The sequence below is a fragment of the Paraburkholderia terrae genome, from assembly GCF_002902925.1.
Classification (GTDB): Bacteria; Pseudomonadota; Gammaproteobacteria; order Burkholderiales; family Burkholderiaceae; genus Paraburkholderia; species Paraburkholderia terrae.
The window spans coordinates 1537417-1555964 of sequence record NZ_CP026112.1; the positions used below are offsets into that span (position 1 = coordinate 1537417).

An 18548-nucleotide genomic window follows, 5' to 3' on the forward strand; every position below is an offset into this window, starting at 1 on the left:
CAGTGGTCCAACCAATTTGTATTGTCGCGCACATTTGGGAATCATGCGTCAACGATTCAAGCGATCCGCGCGAGCCGCATTCGATGCAGGCTGCACATGAAGCGGACGCATTCTGGAGTGAGATATGAAGGAAAGGCACTATCCGGCGGCCCCACGCGATGTCTATCTGTTCGCGACTTGCCTCGTCGATCTGTTCGTCCCCGAAGCCGGGCTCGACGCGGTGAAGCTGCTCGAACGCGAAGGGCTGGTCGTACACTTTCCTCAGGAGCAAAGCTGTTGCGGCCAGCCCGCCTATAGCAGCGGCAATCCCGAACAGGCGCGTGACGTTGCGCGCGCCCAACTCGATATCTTCTCGAAGCCGTGGCCTGTGATCGTGCCGTCCGGTTCGTGCGCGGGCATGATGCTCCACCACTGGCCGAAGCTGTTCGCCGACGATCCCGTGATGGCGCAAAAAGCACAAGCGCTCAGCGAACGCGTGTACGAACTGAGCGAATTCCTGCTGCGGGTGCTGCACATCGAATTGCCCGCCACCACCGACGAGCCGAACGAACGCGTCGTACTGCACACCTCATGCGCGGCGCGGCGCGAAATGGGCACGCGCGTACATGGCGTCGAACTCGTCGATGCATTGCCGGGCGTCACGCGCATCGAGCACGAGCGCGAATCGGAATGCTGCGGTTTTGGTGGCACGTTTTCGCTGAAGCATCCCGACATCTCCGGCGCGATGGTGCGCGACAAGGTCGCATCCGCTTGCGCGACGGGCTGCGAGCGTATCGTTTCCGCCGACTGCGGTTGCCTGCTGAACATCGGACATGCGGCACGTCATCAAGGCGCGCCCGTCGAAGTCGAACATATCGCGAGTTTTCTGTGGCGGCGCACGCAACGCGCCGATGCGAAAAACAAGGGAAGCAAAGCATGAACGCGCGCGAACGCATGCTCGGACGGTTGCGCGCTGCTGCGCCCGCTCAGGTTTCAGGCCACGACCTGAAACGCCTCGATCAACAGATCGACCTGCATTACGACAGCCGCCGTGTCGCGTTGCCGACGCAGGCCCTGGTCGAATCGATGCAGGCGGCGCTCGCCGCCTCGCATGCCGAAGTGTTTCGCGCGACGGAGCGCACGTGGCCCGCGTTGATCGCGCAACGTCTGCTCGATGCGAACGTGAAGCGCCTGCTGCTCGATACGTCGCGCGCGGAAGGTGCTGCGTTGAAGCAGGCGTTGCCCTCCTCCGTAGCGACGCGAAACTACGATCAGCCGATCGAAAACTGGAAAGCCGAACTGTTCGACACCGTCGACGCCGGCTTCACGGTCGCGCGTTCGGGTCTCGCGTCGACGGGCACGCTGATCGTCGCGCCCGACGCCGGTTCGCCGCGCACGATGTCGCTCGTGCCGCCGCTGCATATCGCGCTCGTCTACGCGCATTCGCTGCACGCGGACCTGCACGCCGCGATGCGCGCCGAGCACTGGCAGGCGGGCATGCCGACCAATCTCGTGATGATCTCCGGCCCGTCGAAGACTTCCGATATCCAGCAGACGCTCGCCTATGGCGCGCATGGCCCGCGCGAACTGTGGGTCGTGATCGTCGAACATCAAACCGACGCAGCCGTCGCTACGGATGGAGACGCAGCATGAACGCCACCCCGATGCACTTCGTGCCGTCTCAGGACTTCAAGGCGCGCGCCCGCGCCGCGCTCGACGATCCGAAACTGCGCAGCAGCTTTCGCGGCGCGATGGACTTTCTGCAAACGAAGCGCCGCACGCAGTTTCCCGACGACGACGAGTTGCAGCATCTGCGCGATCTCGGCGAAGCGGTGCGGCGTCATGCGCTGTCGCGCCTGCCCGATCTGCTCGTGCAGCTTGAAGAAAATCTCACTGCGCGCGGCGTCCACGTGCATTGGGCCGAAACAGCCGCCGAAGCGAACGAGGTCATCCACGGCATCGTGCAATCACATGACGCGAAGCGCGTGATCAAGGGCAAGTCGATGGCGAGCGAGGAAATCGAGCTCAACCATTATCTCGAAGCGCGCGGTATCGACTGCATCGAATCGGATATGGGCGAGTACATCGTGCAGCTTGCGCACGAAAAGCCGTCGCATATCGTGATGCCCGCGATCCACAAGACAAAGGCTGATATCGCCGAACTGTTCGAGCAGAACATTCCCGACACGCGCTATACGGAAGACGTCGACGAGCTGATCCAGACGGGACGCCGCGCGTTGCGCCGCGCATTCGTCGATGCCGACATCGGCCTGTCGGGCGTCAACTTCGCGGCGGCTGACACAGGCACGCTCTGGCTCGTCGAGAACGAAGGCAACGGACGCCTGTCGACCACCGTGCCCGACGTGCATATCGCGATCATGGGCATGGAGAAAGTGGTCGAGAAGCTGTCGCATATCGTGCCGCTGTCGAGCCTCCTGACGCGCTCCGCCACGGGCCAGGCGATCACGACGTACTTCAATCTGATCACCGGGCCGCGCCGCGAAGGCGAGCGCGACGGTCCGCGTGAAATGCATGTGGTGCTGCTCGACAATGGCCGCACGCAGGCCTATGCGGACGAGCAACTGCGCGCGACATTGCAATGCATCCGCTGCGGCGCGTGCATGAACCATTGCCCCGTGTACACGCGCATAGGTGGACACGCGTATGGCACGACGTATCCGGGGCCAATCGGCAAGATCATTTCGCCGCATCTGCTTGGCCTCGAAGAAACGGCCGACCTGCCGACGGCATCGAGCCTCTGCGGCGCGTGCGGCGAAGTGTGCCCGGTGCGTATTCCGATTCCCGAACTGCTGGTGCGCCTGCGCACGGAAGCGAATCGCAATCCGGACGAAGTGGTCGCGCATCCGCTGCGCGGACAAGGCGCGAAGTTCAGCCGCGAGGAACAGTTCGTGTGGCGCTTCTGGAGCGGCGCATTCGCGCATCCGCGCGCGTACAAGGTGCTGCGCTGGGCGGCGACGCGGCTGCGCGCATTCGCGCCGAAGAACCAGATGGGCTGGACCCGTCACCGCGAGCCGCTGAAGCCCGCGGCGCGCAGCCTGCATGACCTGATGCGTGAGCGCGGCCAGCCCGAGTAACGCGCTTTCAACCCCGTAGATCACACGCGTGCATCGCCTCAATGGCGATGCACCGGGGGCGGCCGCACGCCGCCGACAAGAATTCATTGATCGCATATTCGGAGGAGACCGACATGCACCCCTGGTATCAGACCTACCTGCCCCTCGGCAGCCTCTGGCTATCCGCGCTCGCGGCCAGCATCCCCATCATCTTTTTCTTCGTCGCGCTGGCGGGACTGCGGCTGAAGGGCCACGTCGCGGCGGCGGGTACGCTGGCGTTGTCGCTGGCCGTCGCGATCTTCGCGTACGGCATGCCGGCGCAGCAGGCGTTCGCGGCGGCGGGCTTCGGCTTCGCATACGGCTTGTGGCCGATTGCGTGGATCATCGTCACGGCCGTTTTCCTTTACAAGCTGGTCGTCAAGACGGGACAGTTCGAGATCATCCGCGCATCCGTGCTCGCGCTGACGGACGACCAGCGTCTGCAACTGCTGCTGATCGGCTTTTCGTTCGGCGCGTTTCTCGAAGGCGCGGCCGGCTTCGGCGCGCCCGTCGCGATCACGGCGGCGCTGCTCGTCGGACTGGGTTTCGATCCGCTGAAGGCCGCGGGTTTGTGCCTGATCGCGAACACCGCGCCCGTCGCGTTCGGCGCGATGGGCATTCCGATCATCGTCGCGGGCCAGGTGACGAGCATCGATCCGTTTCTGATCGGCGCGACGGCGGGCCGCCAGTTGCCGCTGCTTTCGCTCGCCGTGCCGTTCTGGCTCGTGTTCATGATGGACGGCAAGCGCGGCCTGAAGGAAACGTGGCCGGCTGCATTGGTCGCGGGCGGCAGCTTCGCCGTCACGCAATACTTCACGTCGAATCACATCGGACCTGAACTCCCCGACATCACGTCGGCGCTCGTCAGTCTCGTCGCGCTCGCGTCGTTCCTGAAGGTCTGGCAACCGCGCCGAGCGCGCGATACGGCACGCGGTGCTGTTAGCGGCGGTGCAGCGGCCTTGTCCGGATTCGGTGCTGGCTTCGGCGGCGGTTCGAATGGCGCTGCGGGTGTCAGCCGTCGCGCTTCGCCTTATACGCTTGCGCAGACCATCCGCGCGTGGGCGCCGTTCGGCATTCTGACTGCCGTCGTCACCGTCTGGAGCCTGCAGCCGTTCAAGGCGCTGTTCGCCGCGAAGGGCACGCTCGCCTGGAGCATCCTCAAGTTCAAGGTGCCCGCGCTGGATCAGCTCGTGATGAAGACGGCGCCCATCGTCGCGACGCCGAAAGCCTACGAAGCCGTGCTCAAGATCGATCTGCTCTCGGCAGTCGGCACGGCCATCCTCGTGACGGCGCTGATCTCGATGGTGCTGCTGCGCGTGAAACCGCGCGACGCACTCGCAACGTTCGGCGAAACGCTGAAGGAACTGCGCCGCCCGGTGCTGTCGATCGGTCTGGTTCTCTCGTTCGCGTTCGTTGCGAACTACTCGGGGATGTCGTCGACGCTCGCGCTGTTGCTCGCTGGAACGGGCGCTGCGTTCCCGTTCTTCTCGCCCGTGCTCGGCTGGCTTGGCGTGTTCCTGACGGGTTCGGATACGTCGTCGAATGCCCTCTTCTGCTCGCTTCAGCACGCAACCGCGCATCAGATCGGCGTGTCGGACACCTTGCTCGTGGCTGCGAACACGACGGGCGGCGTGACGGGCAAGATGATCTCGCCGCAGTCGATCGCCGTCGCCTGCGCGGCGACGGGGCTCGTCGGACGCGAGTCGGAGCTGTTCCGCTTCACGGTGCGGCATAGTTTGCTGTTCGCGATGATCGTCGGTCTGATCACGCTGTTGCAGGCTTATGTGCTGCCGGGGATGTTGCCGGGTTGATCTACCCGCTCGCATTCGCTTGATGAACGCCCGCTTCGAACGCGGGCGTTCTGCTTATGGCGCGCTGAGAAACCATGCCTTCAAGGTCGCCGCACCCGGCTTGAGTTCGATCGACTGCGGATGTACGAGGTAGTACGCAGTCTTCAAAGGCAGACTCTGACCAAATGGATCGATCAGCGACTTCGCCGCCGTCTCCGCTTCCGTCAATACCGCGCTCGTCAGCACGACGCCCTGTCCCCGCACGGCGGCCTCGATCGCCATCAGCGACTGGTCGAAATGAATGCCCGCCATGCCGTCGATCTGCCGCGCCGACAGCTTGCTGAATTTCTTCAGCCACGTCGTCCAGTGCGGATGCAGCGTGTTGTGCAACAGCGTTGCGCGTTGCAGATCGTCGGGGGTTTTCAGCTTCAGCCGCCTCGCATACGATGGACTGCAATAAACGCGCGCTTCATCGGCATGCAGCAGTTGCACGTGCAGATCGGGCGCGTTGCCGTCGAAATAGCGCACGGCCAGATCGATCGACTGCAACTCGAAATCGACCATCGCGGTCGTCGTATTCAACTCCAGCGCGATGTCCGGATGCGCGATCAAAAAGTCCGTCATGCGCGGCGCGAACCATTTGGCCGCGAAGCTGGGCGGCATCGACACGCGCACACCCTTGCTCTGGTTCTCGCGCACGCGGCGGCTCGCATGCATGATCTGTGCGAGCGCCGGCTGAATCTGTGCGTAGTAGGCGCGCGCTTCATCCGTGGGGATGATCTGCCGCACCTGACGCGCGAACAGCGCGACGCCGAGCCACGCCTCGAGCTTCTGGATCTGCTGGCCAACTGCGCCGGGCGTCACGTTCAGTTCATCGGAAGCTGCAGAAAAACTGTTTAGACGCATCGCGGACTCGAACGCGATCAGCGCTTTTAGGGGCGGCATTGCGGACATAGGATAGTTTTTCTGCAGTATCGACGAGAACAAATCGTTTGTACCGCATCCGTGCGCGCAGCACAATCGGCGCATCGTCCTTCCATCCGATGGTGTTTGCCATGAATCCCGCTTATCTCGCGTTCGCGTTGCTCGGCCTGATCTGGGGCAGCAATTTTCTTTTCATGAAGTGGGCCAGCCTGTGGATCACGCCCGCGCAGATCGTGTTCTTGCGCGTGCTGTTCGGGTTTTTGCCGCTGCTCGTCTATGCGTTTGCGACGAAAGCGCTCGCATGGAAACAGCTGCGCCATGCGCATCACTTCGTCGTGATGTCGCTGCTCGCGACAAGCGTTTACTACTACGCGTTTGCCAAAGGCGCGTCGCTGTTGCTGTCGAGCGTAGCGGGCATGTTGAGCGGTGCCATTCCGCTTTTCTCGTTCGTCTGCGCGTGGGCGCTGTTGCGCGCGGAACGACCCAGCCCACGCATGATGGTCGGCGTGGTGTGCGGTTTCGTTGGCGTGTTGATGATCGCGCGGCCGTGGAATGGTGCCGTCGCGAGCGTCGATCTGAGCGGTGTCGCGTATATGGCGGCGGGCTCGCTGAGCGTGGGCTGCTCATTCGTCTACGCGCGGCGCTTTCTGTCGAAGCTCGACATGTCGCCCGTCGCGCTGTCGACGTGGCAAATCGGCTTTGCGCTGTTGACGATTGCCTGCGTGACGCCGTTCGATGGCATCACCCGCATCGTACACGACGCGCGCGCCGCCGCCGGCCTCGTGCTCGGGCTTGGACTGCTCGGCACGGGCGTCGCGTATATCCTGTACTACTTCATCGTGCAGCGTCTCGGCGCAATCGCGGCTTCGAGCGTCACGTATATTCCGCCTGTCATCGCGCTGGGAATCGGCGTGCTGGTCGCGCACGAACCGATTCGTCCGCTCGATCTGCTCGCGATGACCTGCATTCTCGGCGGCGTGTTCCTGCTGCAAAGCGGGCGTAGTCCGCAGAAGACGGCGACCGTGGCGCGACGGCCGGCGTAACGCTCAGGTCTCGCTCCACATGCGCAGCAGGTTGTGATAACAGCCCACCAACGTGCGGCGCGCCGCTTCATCGCCGTTCGAGGCATTCAGGCGTTGTATCGCGCCGTCGAGATCGAACAGCATCGCGCGTTGCGTGTCGTCGCGCACGAGGCTTTGCGCCCAGAAGAAACTCGACACGCGCGCACCGCGCGTCACGGGCCGCACCTGATGCAGACTTGTGCCCGGATACACAATGGCGTGTCCGGCAGGCAGCTTCACTTCCTGCACGCCGAAGGTATCTTCGACCAGCAGTTCGCCGCCGTCGTATTCGTCCGGCGGCGTGAGAAACAGCGTGATCGAAATATCGGTGCGTACGCGCACGCCGCTGCCCGGCACGAGCCGGATCGCGCCGTCGACATGACTGCCGAAGTGCATCCCGCCTTCGTAGCGGTTGAAGAGCGGCGGATACACCTTGTTCGGCAGCGCGGCGCTGATGAAGAGCGGGTGACGCTCCAGCGACGCGACAATCCGGTCGCCCATTTCCAGCGCGATCTGCGAGCCTTCCGCGATCTGCTGGTTGCGCTTGACGGGCGCGCCCTGGTAGCCGGCCGTCGCGCGGCCATCCACCCATGCGTCGCTGGCTTCGAGCGCCGCGCGCATCGCGGCGGCTTCGGCGGGACTCAGTACGTCCGGAATCGAGACAATCATCGTTCAACGTTCCTGCATAAGCGGCAGCGCCGCGCGCCTCCGCATGAATCGCTTCATGCGGGCGAGCGCGCGGCGTGCCGTGGGCTATCGCTTCGTGCGATCAGAAGAAGCGATAGTTTAGCGTCGCGAGGAACGTACGGCCGTAACCCGGCACCGCGCGTCCACCGTCGGACGGAATCAGCGCGTCGTAGTAGTTCTTGTCGGTCAGGTTCAACACGTTGATCTGGACGTCGTAACGCTTCGCGTGATACGCGGCCATCGCATCCCAACGCGTGTATCCGCCAACCTGTACGAGGTTGTTGTTCGCCGCATAGCGCGACGACATGTACGTCGGACCGCCACCGATTTCCCAATGCGGCGTGAACGCATACGTGGTCCACAGTGTCAGCGTGTTGTGCGGCGTGTTCGCGGGCGTCTTGCCTTGTGTGCCATCGAACGCCTGCAGAATCACGCCGTCCATATACGTGTAGCCGCCGAACACCTGCCACTTGTCCGTGATGTGACCGGCGAGGCCGAGCTGATAGCCGCGTACGCGGATATCGCCGTCGAGCGTGTAGCTGCCGTCGGGGTTTGCGGTACGCGCATTCGTCTTTTCGATGTTGAAAAGCGATTGCGTGACGGACAGACCGCCGCCGAGCAGATCCAGTTTCGCGCCGACTTCATACGACTTGTTGTGCTCGGGCGGCAGGTTCTGCTGGCCGTTGGTGAGCGTCAGCGCTTCGAGCGACGGATCGAACGACGTGCCGTACGACACGTAGTACGACTGCCAGTCGGCCGGCTGATAAATAATCCCGCCGCGCACGCTGGTGAAGAAATTGGTCTGCGTCGCGTAACCCGGCAAGTTGATCGAATTCTTGATCGACGCTTCGTAGCGGTCCCAACGCACGCCGCCCACCACCTTCCAGTGCTCGCCGAGCGAGATCGTGTCGTTCAAATACAGGCCCACGCCATTCGCGCTCGATTCCGCGAGATTCGTCGCCACTTCCTTCACGTTCGCGGGGCGCGGCGTGTACGGCGGATCGATCAGCGGCACCACGCCGATCGTGTTCGAGGTCATCCCCGGCGAAGTCGCCGTGAAGCTCTGGTTGCTATACGTTTCGTGGCTCAGATCGACGCCGGCGAGCAGGTCGTGCTTGACCGGGCCGGTGTTGAACTTCCACTCGACGTCGGTCGAGTTGTAGACCGAATGGTCGTTAATGTTGCGGTCCTTGCCCTGCAGCTTCACGAACAGCTTCGACGGATCGATGTTCGTGAAGTTGCCGTTGGTGAGCGCCGTCGACGTCGACAGCGGCCCCGTCAGCACCGACGCCGCATTGGTCGCGCGCGCTTCCGTACTGTAGTGGCTGAACTGCGTCTGGTTGCGCACCGTCACGTCTTCGTTGAAGCGATGCTTGATGCGCGCGCTGAACGTCTGCACGTCCTGAATCGTGCGGTCGTCGGTGTAGCCGTAGAACGTGCCGCGATTTACCGGCGCGGGGTGGCCGTTCAGCGGCGGAACGCCGTAGTCGGGCTGGTCGCGGTTGTGCTGGATCAGCGCGGACAGCGTGATTTCCGTCGGCGTGCCGATGCCGAACTTCACTTCGGGCGCGACGCCATAGTCCTTGTTCTTCATCACGTCGCGCGACGAACCGAGGCTCTGGCCGAATGCGTTAATGCGGAACGCGGAGGTGTCGGTGATCGGCGTGTCGAGGTCGACCGTCGTGCGGTAACGGTCATGCGTGCCCGCCTGCACGGAGACGTCGGCGCGCTTTTTCAGCTGCGGTTCCTTGCTGACGTGGTTGATCACGCCGCCCGTCGAACCGCGTCCGAAGTACAGAGACGACGGGCCATACAGCACGTCGATCGATTCGAGGTTGAACGTGTCGCGGTAGTACTGGCCGCGATCGCGGAAACCGTCGAGGTAGATGTCGGTACGCGCCGAGAAGCCGCGCAAGTTGATGTTGTTGCCGATCTGCCCGCCTTCGGCGGCGCCGATCGTGATGCCGGGCACGTTGCGCAGCGCGTCGGAGAACGAGTTCGCAGCCTGCGACTGGAGCACGGCCTTCGGGATGACGGTGACGGCCTGCGGAATGTCGCGCAGCGCGGTCGGCACCTTGGCGCCGACACTGGAGGTGTCGGGCTGGAAGTCAGTGGCGTTGTCGGCCTGCCCCGTCACCTTGACGGCCGGCAGTGTGTTGCTTTCGGAAGGCTGGCTGGCCGAGGGCTGGCTGGCGGGAGAAGCGGACGTTGCAGCCTGGGCAACCTGTACTGCCGGTGTGGCTGGCGTCGTCGTTTGAGCAAACAGCGGCGTCGCAAAGACGGCCATGACGGCCGCTGCGAGTGGCGTGGTTCGAAGCATCACGATTCCCTGTCGTTGTAACTGATTTTTTCTTGGTGCAACGGGCGGTGCCTGCCCGTCCGGTTCGCGTCTTCGCGCGAACCGCCCCGCCGGTAGCTGTCTCCCCGGCCGGCTCCATCTAAATGAGAATCGGTATCATTACATGAACGGTAATGGTTCGCAATCATCCGTAAGGCATATGTGGTCTTTCTGCATCAAACGTTTAAATGACAATCTGCTTTCGATTGATGAATGGGTCGCGCCTGTTTAATCGCGCGCTCTTGCGGCATAAAGCCAATAAAAAACGGGCGGCGTCTTTCGACACCGCCCGCTTCAACCTTCCCGCTTTTCTACGTCAAATGCCTAGCGAACCTTGCCCGCCTTCCACGCTGCGAGCAGCTGGTCGTACTTGACCGTTTCGCCCTTCGGCTTTTCGTTCGCGAGCTTCTTCCAGGGCGCATGCTGATCCGAGAGCCATTTCGACGGATCGCTTTCCGGGTTCAATTCCGGCGCGCACACCTTCATGCCGGCGCGCTGCAAACGGCCCAGCACCTGGTCCATTTCCTTCGCGAGGCTGTCCATCGCGGCTTGCGGCGTCTTCTCGCCAGCGGCAGCCGTCGCGACGTTCTTCCACCAGAGCTGTGCCATCTTCGGATAGTCCGGCACGTTGTTGCCCGTCGGCGTCCACGCGACACGCGCCGGGCTGCGATAGAACTCGATCAGGCCGCCGTACTTGTCGGCGTTCTTCGTGAAGTAATCGCTATGAATGTCGGAGTCGCGAATGAACGTGAGACCGACAATCGACTTCTTCAGCGACACCGACTTCGACGTCACGAATTGCGCGTAAAGCCATGCGGCAGCACGCTGGTTCGCGGGCGTCGACTTGAAGAAAGTCCACGAGCCGACGTCCTGATAGCCGTTCTGCATGCCGTCCTTCCAGTACGGGCCATGCGGCGACGGCGCCATGCGCCACTTCGGCGTGCCATCCGCATTCGTCACGTTGCCGGGCTTGAGCATCGACGCCGTGAACGCGGTGTACCAGAAGATCTGCTGCGCGATCTTGCCTTGTGCGGGAACCGGGCCCGCCTCGCTGAACGTCATGCCGGACGCTTCAGGCGGCGCATACTTCTTCAGCCAGTCGACGTACTTGGTGGTCGCAAAAACGGCAGCCGGGCTATTCGTGCCGCCGCCGCGCGACACGGATGCACCCACGGGATGACAACCATCCGGCGTCACGCGAATGCCCCATTCGTCGACGGGAATGCCGTTCGGAATGCCTTTATCGGCTTCACCCGCCATCGAAAGCCATGCGTCTGTGAAGCGCCATCCAAGCGACGGGTCTTTCTTGCCGTAGTCCATGTGGCCGTAGACCTTTTCACCGTCGACGGTCTTCACGTCGTTCGTGAAGAAGTCGGCAATATCTTCATACGCGGACCAGTTCACGGGTACGCCGAGATCGTAGCCATACTTCGCCTTGAACTTGTCCTGCAGATCTTTGCGCGCAAACCAGTCCGCACGGAACCAGTACAGATTGGCGAACTGCTGGTCAGGCAACTGATAGAGCTTTTTATCCGGCGCGGTCGTGAAGCTTGTGCCGATGAAGTCCTTCAGATCGAGGCCCGGATTCGTGTACTCCTTGCCCTCGCCCGCCATGTAATCGGACAGCGGCACGATCACGCCATAACGATAGTGCGTGCCGATCAGATCCGAGTCCGAAATCCAGCCGTCATAGATGCTTTGACCGGATTGCATCGACGTCTGCAGCTTTTCGACGACATCGCCTTCCTGAATGATGTCGTGCTTGACCTGAATGCCCGTGATTTCCGTGAATGCCTTGGCAAGCGTCTTCGATTCATACATATGCGTGTCGATCGTTTCCGACACCACGTGTACTTCCTTGACGCCTTGCGATTTGAGTTTCGCAGCCGTATCGATGAACCATTTCATTTCGTCCATCTGCTGCTGCTTGCTCAGCGTGCTGGGCTGGAATTCGCTATCGACCCATTTCTGCGCTTCTGGCGTACCCGCCAGTGCAGCGTGATTCGCACAAGCCCCCGCGACCACTCCTGCCACTGCGAGCGCGACGATCCGTCTCCTGTGTTGCATGGTCTTCTCCTGTGTCTCCACACCCCTTTGGATCATCAGCCGGTTGCCGCCCGGGGCATCAACGAAACCGGTTTATTCTTGATGCTTTATCCCTTCCACATGATCACGAGCAGCACGACGACGGACGCCGCAAAGCCCGGCCACGCGCTCGCGCCTTCGCCGCTAATCGCAATCCACGCGAGATTCACATAGGCCGCCGTCAACAGTCCGATAAAGAGCCTGTCGCCACGCGTGGTCGCAATCGGCAAAAAGCCTTTGCGTTCGATAGTCGGCGCGCGAAACTCCCAAAGCGTCATGCCCGCGAGCATCGCAACCACGCAGCCAAAGAAGATCCCGACTTCAGGTGTCCAGTACATCCACGTGAACATCACACTCTCCCCATCGCAAAGCCCTTCGCGATGTAGTTGCGCACGAAGTAAATAACGAGCGCGCCGGGAATGATGGTCAGCACGCCGGCCGCGGACAGCACGCCCCAATCCATCCCCGCCGCCGATACCGTGCGCGTCATCACGGCGGCAATCGGCTTGGCGTTGACGGTGGTCAGCGTGCGCGCAAGCAGCAGTTCGACCCAACTGAACATGAAGCAGAAGAATGCCGTCACGCCGACACCCGCCTTGATCAAAGGCAGAAAGATCTTGACGAAGAATGCGGGGAACGAATAACCGTCGATATACGCGGTCTCGTCGATTTCACGCGAAACGCCCGACATGAAGCCTTCGAGTATCCACACCGCAAGCGGCACATTGAACAGCATGTGCGCGAGCGCAACGGCGACGTACGTGTCCATCAGCCCGACGCTCGAATAGAGCTGGAAGAACGGCAACAGGAACACGGCGGGAGGCGTCATCCGGTTGGTGAGCAGCCAGAAGAACATGTGCTTGTCGCCGAGAAAGCGATAGCGCGAGAACGCGTACGCGGCCGGTAACGCGACGAGCACCGACATCACCGTATTCATCAATACATAAATGATCGAATTGATGTAGCCCCAGTACCACGACGGGTCGGTGAAGATCACCTTGAAGTTGTCGAACGTCACCTGATGCGGCCAGATCGAAAACGCCGACATCGTTTCTTCGTTCGTGCGCAGCGAAATCGACAGCATCCAGTACAGCGGAATCAACGCGAACGCGATATAGCCGAGCAAGACGAGCCCGCGTATCCAGCGGCGGTTATCACGCATTGTCTTCTCCCGTCGTTGCAGGACCGCCTTTGCCGACGCGCTCCATCCAGTTGTAGAGAATGAAACAGAGCAACAGGATGATCAGGAAGTAGATCAGCGAGAAAGCCGCCGCAGGCCCGAGATCGAATTGACCGACGGCCTTTTGCGTCAGGTACTGGCTCAGGAATGTGGTCGAGTCGCCCGGACCGCCACCCGTCAGCACGAATGGCTCCGTATAAATCATGAAGCTATCCATGAAGCGCAACAGCACCGCGATCATCAGCACGCCGCGCATCTTCGGCAACTGGATATAGCGAAACACCGCAAAACGGCTTGCACCGTCGATTTCCGCGGCCTGATAGAAGGCATCGGGAATCGCGCGCAATCCTGCATAGCAGAGCAATGCAACGAGCGGCGTCCAATGCCAGATATCCATTACGAGCACGGTGACCCATGCGTCGGTCGGACTCGCCGTGTAGTTGTAGTCGACGCCGATGCGATTGAGCACGTAGCCGAGCAAACCGATATCGGGCCGGCCGAAGATCTGCCAGATCGTGCCGACCACATTCCATGGAATCAGCAGCGGCATCGCGAGCACCACGAGCGCCGCCGATGCACGCCAGCCGGACGCCGGCATCGCGAGTGCAAGCCCGACGCCGAGTGGAATTTCGAACAGCAGCACGCAGGCTGAGAAAATAATCTGCCTGCCCAAGGCGCCGCGCAGATCGGGATCGGTCATGATGTTGCGAAACCATTCCGTACCGACGAACACATGCTGCGTCGGACTGATGATGTCCTGCACCGAATAATTGACGACCGTCATCAGCGGCAGGATCGCGGAGAACGCGACACAAATGAAAACAGGCACGACGAGCAGCCACGCCTTCTGGTTGAGCGGCTTCATCACGCGCCTCCTGCGGCTCGCACCGCAATGCGTTCGTCGTTGCTGAAATAGACGGTTTCCGGCGCCGCGACGCGCAACCACACGGGGCCATCCACGACGCGCAAATTCGGCTCCATCTTTGCGTTGAAGATGTGACCTTCGCAGTTCGCCGTCACGAGCTGATAGTTGCCGAGTTGCTGCGCGCGCGTGACTTGCGCGCGGACTGCGCCCGCTTCGCCGTCATCGGCGAGACGCACGAACTCGGGCCGAATGCCGAGTTTCAGATCGCCGTTCGTGCTCTTGAGGGTCGCGAGCGTATTCGCATCGACGGCGACACGTTGCGAGCCGAGCTTGATCGCGCCTTCATCGAGACTGACGGGGCACAGGTTCATCCCCGGACTACCGATGAAATACCCGACAAACGCATGATCGGGGCGAAGAAACAGCGCTTCCGGCCCGCCCTTTTGCACGACGCGCCCATTCGTCATCACGACCACTTCATCCGCGAATGTCAGCGCCTCGACCTGATCGTGCGTCACGTAGATCAGCGTGAGCTTCAATTGCTGGTGGATCTTCTTCAGCTGACGCCGCAGCATCCATTTCATGTGCGGATCGATGACGGTCAGCGGTTCGTCGAAAAGAATCGCCGCCACATCTTTGCGCACGAGTCCGCGTCCAAGCGAAATCTTCTGCTTCGCATCCGCCGACAAATTGCTCGCCTTGCGCGGCAACTCACGCGCCATGTCGAGAATATCGGCCACTTCATGCACGCGAGTGCGGACTTCGGCGGCAGGTAGCCCGCGATTGCGCAGCGGAAAGGCGAGATTGTCGAACACGGTCATCGTGTCGTAGATCACCGGGAACTGAAACACCTGCGCGATATTGCGTTCCCGCGCGCCTTGCACGGTGACATCACGTCCGTTGAAAAGCACTTTGCCTTCTGATGGCGTCAACAGGCCCGACACGATATTGAGCAAGGTCGATTTGCCGCAACCCGAAGGACCGAGCAGCGCGTAAGCGCCGCCGTCTTCCCACACCATGCTCATCGGTTGCAGTGCGTAGTCATCGAGCGAGGCGGGGTTTGGCCGATACGCGTGGCCGAGATTCTGAAACTCAATGCGCGCCATATGCCACCTCCTGCACCTTGGGACGCGCGACAAGATTGGCGTCCGCGCCGAACACGAACAGTTCGTCGGGGTCGATATAGACGTCGAGCTGCGTGCCGAGCGCGATCTGATGCACGCCTTGCAATTGCGCGACGAGATCGATGCCGCCCTGACGCGTATGCAAGTGAAGGTACGTTTCCGAGCCGCTCAACTCGGCGAGTTCGAGCAGACAGGGCACGGCAATCGAATGCGCGTTGCGCGGCGCAAGACGCAAATGGCCAGGCCGGATGCCGATCCGGCAGGTGCCCGTTCCAACAGCCGTGGCGGCTGCGCGGCGCACGGGCACGTCGATGCCGATGGGCAGGCGCGCGTCGCCGCTCTCAAGCAGTTCGCTCGTCAGCATGTTCATGGGCGGATCGTTGAATACGGCGGCGACATCGACATTCGCAGGCGCGTTGTAGACGTCGAGCGTCGGGCCGAACTGCAGCACGCGGCCCTTGTCGACGACGGCGGTGTAGCCGCCTAGCAGCAACGCTTCGAGCGGATCCGTCGTCGCATAGACGACCGTGGTCTTGCCGTCGGAAAAGAGTGTCGTGAGTTCGGCGCGCAATTCCTCGCGCAACTTGTAGTCGAGATTCACGAGCGGTTCGTCGAGCAACACGAGCGACGTGCGCTTGACGAGCGCGCGCGCCAATGCGCAACGCTGCTGCTGGCCGCCCGACAGTTCGCCGGGACGCCGGTCGAGCAGATGCTCGATGTGCAGCTTCGACGCGACCTCGTTCACGCGGCGGCGTATCTCGCCCGCTTCCGTCTTTTGCAGCTTGAGCGGCGACGCGATGTTGTCGAACACCGTCATCGCGGGATAGTTGATGAACTGCTGATAGACCATGGCGAGGTTGCGCTGACGCACGCTCACGCCCGTCACGTCCTGGCCGTCGGCCAGCACGCGCCCCGTCGTGGGCCTGTCGAGTCCTGCCATCACGCGCATCAACGTGGTCTTGCCTGCCTGAGTGGGACCCAGCAGCACATTGATCGCCCCCGGGACGAGCCGCAGATCGACGCCGTACAGATGCGTCAGCCCGCCCGAAACGACGGTGACCCGCTCGAGTTCCAAAACCAAATTGCTCTCCTTTGTTCGATGCTTCTGATGCAGCTTCGCTTTTCTTCTGCTTGTTCTTTGTTCAACCGCGGCTTCGATGCAAATGCAGATGCTTTGGTACGGCGACAACAGTGATTCGACTACGGCGTTCGCATACGCCGGGCGCCGCAAGGCGCGGCCCGGTTTGCTGACGAGAGGCAGGGCAAGGGATAGCGCCGCACGGGCGCCGGAGAAGCTGTTATCGATCCATTGTCCCGATGGTTTTTATTCGGGCACTTCAAAAACAGGCCATACGACCCATGTTCAAAAAGGAAATCAAAACAACAGCAACAATGTTCTCTTTTGTTCGTTTACGTTTAAATCGGGGTTAACCATACAAAACGTGAACAAACACCATCTACTGTACTTACGGACAGTAGAACAATCTATTACGCATTGACGCGAGTTTACTTACAGATAGCAAGTTGGCGGTCAGCGTAACAGAAGAAATGCGGCACACCGGGCGGCTGTGCAATTCGTCTGAGCTGTCGAAACCGGCGGCCCCAAAACCGCAATCCGTGCGCGCGAGTCAATCGCATACGTTCTATTTTCGCGCGATGAAAAAGACAGCAGGCTTATGGTTTCCTATGGTTCGCTTCGCACATTTGCAAAACGTCGCCGCGTGAGCGGGCCCAAGCGGGACTCGCTATTTACGAAGCACTCCATCCGTGAGTCCATCCAGAAAGGGCCTTGTTTTTCAGGCTTTTCACGTGTACCGGCCCGTATTCAAAGGAACCGGGATGAAACGCGAAGGCGTGCGGGTATACGTTAATTTGTGCGCGCCGGTCAGCCTCGTTTACTGGACGAAAGCCAGGTCGTCCGAACTACTTTGATCAGACATGATCGAGGGGTTCGGACGTTGTTTGTCCGTACCGGAGGTGTAGCATGGCGAATCTGTCCAGCAGTGCAATCGACGAATTCAAAGCTCTCACGCGGGGCCAGGTCGTATTGCCCGGCGATCCAACGTTCGATGAAGCACGCAGTATCTGGAATGGGATGATCGACCGTCGCCCCGCGATCATCGTTCGCTGCGCGGGCACGGCCGATGTCCGTCGCGCCGTCAATTTCGCGCGCGACAACAAGTTGCTGCTCGCCGTGCGCGGCGGCGGCCACAACATCGCGGGCAGCGCCATGTGCGAAGGCGGCATGGTGCTCGACCTGTCGCAGATGAAGTCCGCGCGCATCGATCCCGTCGCGCGCCGCGCCTATGTCGAACCCGGTTGTCTGTTGCGCGACTTCGATCACGAAGCCCAAGCCTTCGGGCTCGCCACGCCGCTCGGCATCAATTCGACGACTGGCGTCGCGGGCCTCACGCTCGGCGGCGGATTCGGCTGGATCAGCCGGCGCTTCGGGATGACGGTGGACAACCTGATTTCAGCCGATGTCGTCACCGCCAATGGCGAATCGATCCGCTGCAGCGCCGATTCGCATGAAGATCTGTTCTGGGCAATTCGCGGCGGCGGCGGCAATTTCGGCGTCGTCACGATGTTCGAGTTCAAGTTGCACGAAGTGGGACCCGAGGTCTACGGCGGCCTCGTCGTGCTGCCGATGGACCAGGCGCGCGACGCGCTAGTCAAATATCGCGCCGCGCTGGAAACCTGGCCCGACGAGCTGACTGTCTGGGCCGTCGCGCGCTTCGCGCCGCCGCTGCCCTTCCTGTCCGCCGACGTACACGGCAAGCCGATCATCGCGTTTGCGGTCTGCTACACGGGACCTGTCGCGAACGGTCCGGCCGTGGTCGAAGAAGTGCGCAAATTCGGTACGCCCTACGGCGAACATCTCGGACCGATGCCGTTCACCGCGTGGCAACAGGCATTCGATCCGCTACTGACGCCGGGCGAGCGCAATTACTGGAAGTCGCACAATCTCGCAACGCTCGACGACGGCCTGATCGACGCATTCGTCGATGCAATCGCCAATCTGCCGTCGCCGCAGTGCGAGATCTTCTTCGGCGCAATCGGTGGCCAAACGATGCGCGTGGCGCCCGATGCAATGGCCTACTCGAATCGCGACGCGAAGTACGTGATGAACGTGCATGGCCGCTGGACGGAAGCCGCCGACGACGAGCGCTGCATTGCATGGTCGCGCGCGTTCTTCAATGCATCGGCGCCGTTCGCGCTCGGCAGCGTGTACGTGAACTTCATGACGGAAGAAGAATCCGCGCGCGTGGGCGACGCATACGGTCCGAACTACGCGCGGCTCGTCGCGGTGAAAGACCGATACGATCCGCAGAACCTGTTCCGCCATAACCAGAACATCAAGCCATCCTCAATGGCCTGAACACAGCGCCTCCGACATGCCGG

At 61.7% G+C, this 18548-nt stretch carries 15 protein-coding genes; 6 read left to right on the top strand and 9 right to left on the bottom strand.

Features of this window, described 5'->3' with window-relative positions; all coding sequences use genetic code 11:
* Window positions 1-124: 124 nt before the first annotated feature.
* The 4 genes from C2L65_RS23070 to C2L65_RS23085 all read left to right on the top strand — a co-directional run bounded on the left by C2L65_RS23070 (window position 125) and on the right by C2L65_RS23085 (window position 4903).
* On the top strand, window positions 125-919 hold the full coding sequence (locus C2L65_RS23070; protein ID WP_042308113.1) for a (Fe-S)-binding protein: 795 nt from the start codon (window positions 125-127) through the stop codon (window positions 917-919).
* On the top strand, window positions 916-1632 hold the full coding sequence (locus tag C2L65_RS23075) for a LutC/YkgG family protein (RefSeq protein WP_042308114.1): 717 nt from the start codon (window positions 916-918) through the stop codon (window positions 1630-1632). Before C2L65_RS23070 ends, C2L65_RS23075 begins: the two co-directional genes overlap by 4 nt.
* Complete coding sequence (locus C2L65_RS23080) at window positions 1629-3074, top strand: LutB/LldF family L-lactate oxidation iron-sulfur protein (protein WP_042308116.1); 1446 nt, start codon at window positions 1629-1631, stop codon at window positions 3072-3074. Before C2L65_RS23075 ends, C2L65_RS23080 begins: the two co-directional genes overlap by 4 nt.
* 113 nt (window positions 3075-3187) lie before the next feature.
* The gene (locus C2L65_RS23085) at window positions 3188-4903 is read left to right on the top strand and encodes a lactate permease LctP family transporter (protein WP_042308286.1); all 1716 of its coding nucleotides are present in this window, start codon (window positions 3188-3190) and stop codon (window positions 4901-4903) included.
* Between the two features lie 54 nt (window positions 4904-4957).
* Here the strand turns inward: C2L65_RS23085 and C2L65_RS23090 are convergent, their stop codons facing one another.
* Window positions 4958-5836 carry a LysR substrate-binding domain-containing protein gene (locus C2L65_RS23090; protein WP_042308118.1) on the bottom strand — a complete coding sequence of 293 codons (879 nt, stop codon included), beginning with the start codon at window positions 5834-5836 and terminating at the stop codon, window positions 4958-4960.
* Between the two features lie 101 nt (window positions 5837-5937).
* Here C2L65_RS23090 and C2L65_RS23095 point away from each other — a divergent pair, with 101 nt between their 5' ends.
* Window positions 5938-6849: a DMT family transporter gene (locus C2L65_RS23095; RefSeq protein WP_042308288.1), complete on the top strand. Its 912-nt coding sequence runs from the start codon at window positions 5938-5940 to the stop codon at window positions 6847-6849.
* Between the two features lie 3 nt (window positions 6850-6852).
* Here C2L65_RS23095 and C2L65_RS23100 read toward each other — a convergent pair whose 3' ends face one another.
* The 8 genes from C2L65_RS23100 to C2L65_RS23135 all read right to left on the bottom strand — a co-directional run bounded on the left by C2L65_RS23100 (window position 6853) and on the right by C2L65_RS23135 (window position 16227).
* Entirely contained in the window at window positions 6853-7536 is a 684-nt protein-coding gene (locus C2L65_RS23100) for a Fe2+-dependent dioxygenase (protein WP_007587605.1), read from the bottom strand.
* 100 nt (window positions 7537-7636) lie between these two features.
* A complete protein-coding gene (locus C2L65_RS23105; protein WP_042308120.1) occupies window positions 7637-9874 on the bottom strand; it encodes a TonB-dependent receptor in 2238 nt (745 codons plus the stop codon).
* A 342-nt stretch (window positions 9875-10216) separates the two neighbouring features.
* Window positions 10217-11959 carry an ABC transporter substrate-binding protein gene (locus tag C2L65_RS23110; RefSeq protein ID WP_007587603.1) on the bottom strand — a complete coding sequence of 581 codons (1743 nt, stop codon included), beginning with the start codon at window positions 11957-11959 and terminating at the stop codon, window positions 10217-10219.
* Between the two features lie 86 nt (window positions 11960-12045).
* Complete coding sequence (locus C2L65_RS23115; RefSeq protein WP_007587602.1) at window positions 12046-12327, bottom strand: DUF2160 domain-containing protein; 282 nt, start codon at window positions 12325-12327, stop codon at window positions 12046-12048.
* Window positions 12327-13139 carry a carbohydrate ABC transporter permease gene (locus tag C2L65_RS23120; protein WP_042308121.1) on the bottom strand — a complete coding sequence of 271 codons (813 nt, stop codon included), beginning with the start codon at window positions 13137-13139 and terminating at the stop codon, window positions 12327-12329. The genes C2L65_RS23115 and C2L65_RS23120 overlap by 1 nt, the downstream gene beginning before the upstream one ends.
* Window positions 13132-14025, bottom strand: a complete 894-nt coding sequence (locus C2L65_RS23125) for a carbohydrate ABC transporter permease (RefSeq protein ID WP_035537215.1) — start codon at window positions 14023-14025, stop codon at window positions 13132-13134. The genes C2L65_RS23120 and C2L65_RS23125 overlap by 8 nt, the downstream gene beginning before the upstream one ends.
* Window positions 14022-15128 (bottom strand): ABC transporter ATP-binding protein, encoded by a 1107-nt coding sequence (locus tag C2L65_RS23130; protein ID WP_042308123.1) that lies wholly within the window; start codon window positions 15126-15128, stop codon window positions 14022-14024. Before C2L65_RS23130 ends, C2L65_RS23125 begins: the two co-directional genes overlap by 4 nt.
* Window positions 15115-16227: an ABC transporter ATP-binding protein gene (locus C2L65_RS23135; protein ID WP_042308125.1), complete on the bottom strand. Its 1113-nt coding sequence runs from the start codon at window positions 16225-16227 to the stop codon at window positions 15115-15117. The genes C2L65_RS23130 and C2L65_RS23135 overlap by 14 nt, the downstream gene beginning before the upstream one ends.
* Window positions 16228-17130: 903 nt before the next feature.
* Between C2L65_RS23135 and C2L65_RS23140 the strand changes: the two genes are divergently transcribed.
* A complete protein-coding gene (locus C2L65_RS23140) occupies window positions 17131-18525 on the top strand; it encodes an FAD-binding oxidoreductase (RefSeq protein WP_042308126.1) in 1395 nt (464 codons plus the stop codon).
* Window positions 18526-18548: the final 23 nt, after the last annotated feature.

Excerpts from the sequence above, each read along its gene's own strand:
- C2L65_RS23075 (WP_042308114.1), top strand. The coding sequence starts at position 916 with ATGAACGCGCGCGAACGCATGCTCGGACGGTTGCGCGCTGCTGCGCCC.
- C2L65_RS23090 (WP_042308118.1), bottom strand. The coding sequence starts at position 5,836 with ATGTCCGCAATGCCGCCCCTAAAAGCGCTGATCGCGTTCGAGTCCGCG.
- C2L65_RS23105 (WP_042308120.1), bottom strand. The coding sequence starts at position 9,874 with ATGCTTCGAACCACGCCACTCGCAGCGGCCGTCATGGCCGTCTTTGCG.
- C2L65_RS23085 (WP_042308286.1), top strand. The coding sequence starts at position 3,188 with ATGCACCCCTGGTATCAGACCTACCTGCCCCTCGGCAGCCTCTGGCTA.
- C2L65_RS23110 (WP_007587603.1), bottom strand. The coding sequence starts at position 11,959 with ATGCAACACAGGAGACGGATCGTCGCGCTCGCAGTGGCAGGAGTGGTC.
- C2L65_RS23095 (WP_042308288.1), top strand. The coding sequence starts at position 5,938 with ATGAATCCCGCTTATCTCGCGTTCGCGTTGCTCGGCCTGATCTGGGGC.
- C2L65_RS23115 (WP_007587602.1), bottom strand. The coding sequence starts at position 12,327 with ATGTTCACGTGGATGTACTGGACACCTGAAGTCGGGATCTTCTTTGGC.
- C2L65_RS23130 (WP_042308123.1), bottom strand. The coding sequence starts at position 15,128 with ATGGCGCGCATTGAGTTTCAGAATCTCGGCCACGCGTATCGGCCAAAC.
- C2L65_RS23070 (WP_042308113.1), top strand. The coding sequence starts at position 125 with ATGAAGGAAAGGCACTATCCGGCGGCCCCACGCGATGTCTATCTGTTC.
- C2L65_RS23100 (WP_007587605.1), bottom strand. The coding sequence starts at position 7,536 with ATGATTGTCTCGATTCCGGACGTACTGAGTCCCGCCGAAGCCGCCGCG.
- C2L65_RS23120 (WP_042308121.1), bottom strand. The coding sequence starts at position 13,139 with ATGCGTGATAACCGCCGCTGGATACGCGGGCTCGTCTTGCTCGGCTAT.
- C2L65_RS23140 (WP_042308126.1), top strand. The coding sequence starts at position 17,131 with ATGGCGAATCTGTCCAGCAGTGCAATCGACGAATTCAAAGCTCTCACG.
- C2L65_RS23080 (WP_042308116.1), top strand. The coding sequence starts at position 1,629 with ATGAACGCCACCCCGATGCACTTCGTGCCGTCTCAGGACTTCAAGGCG.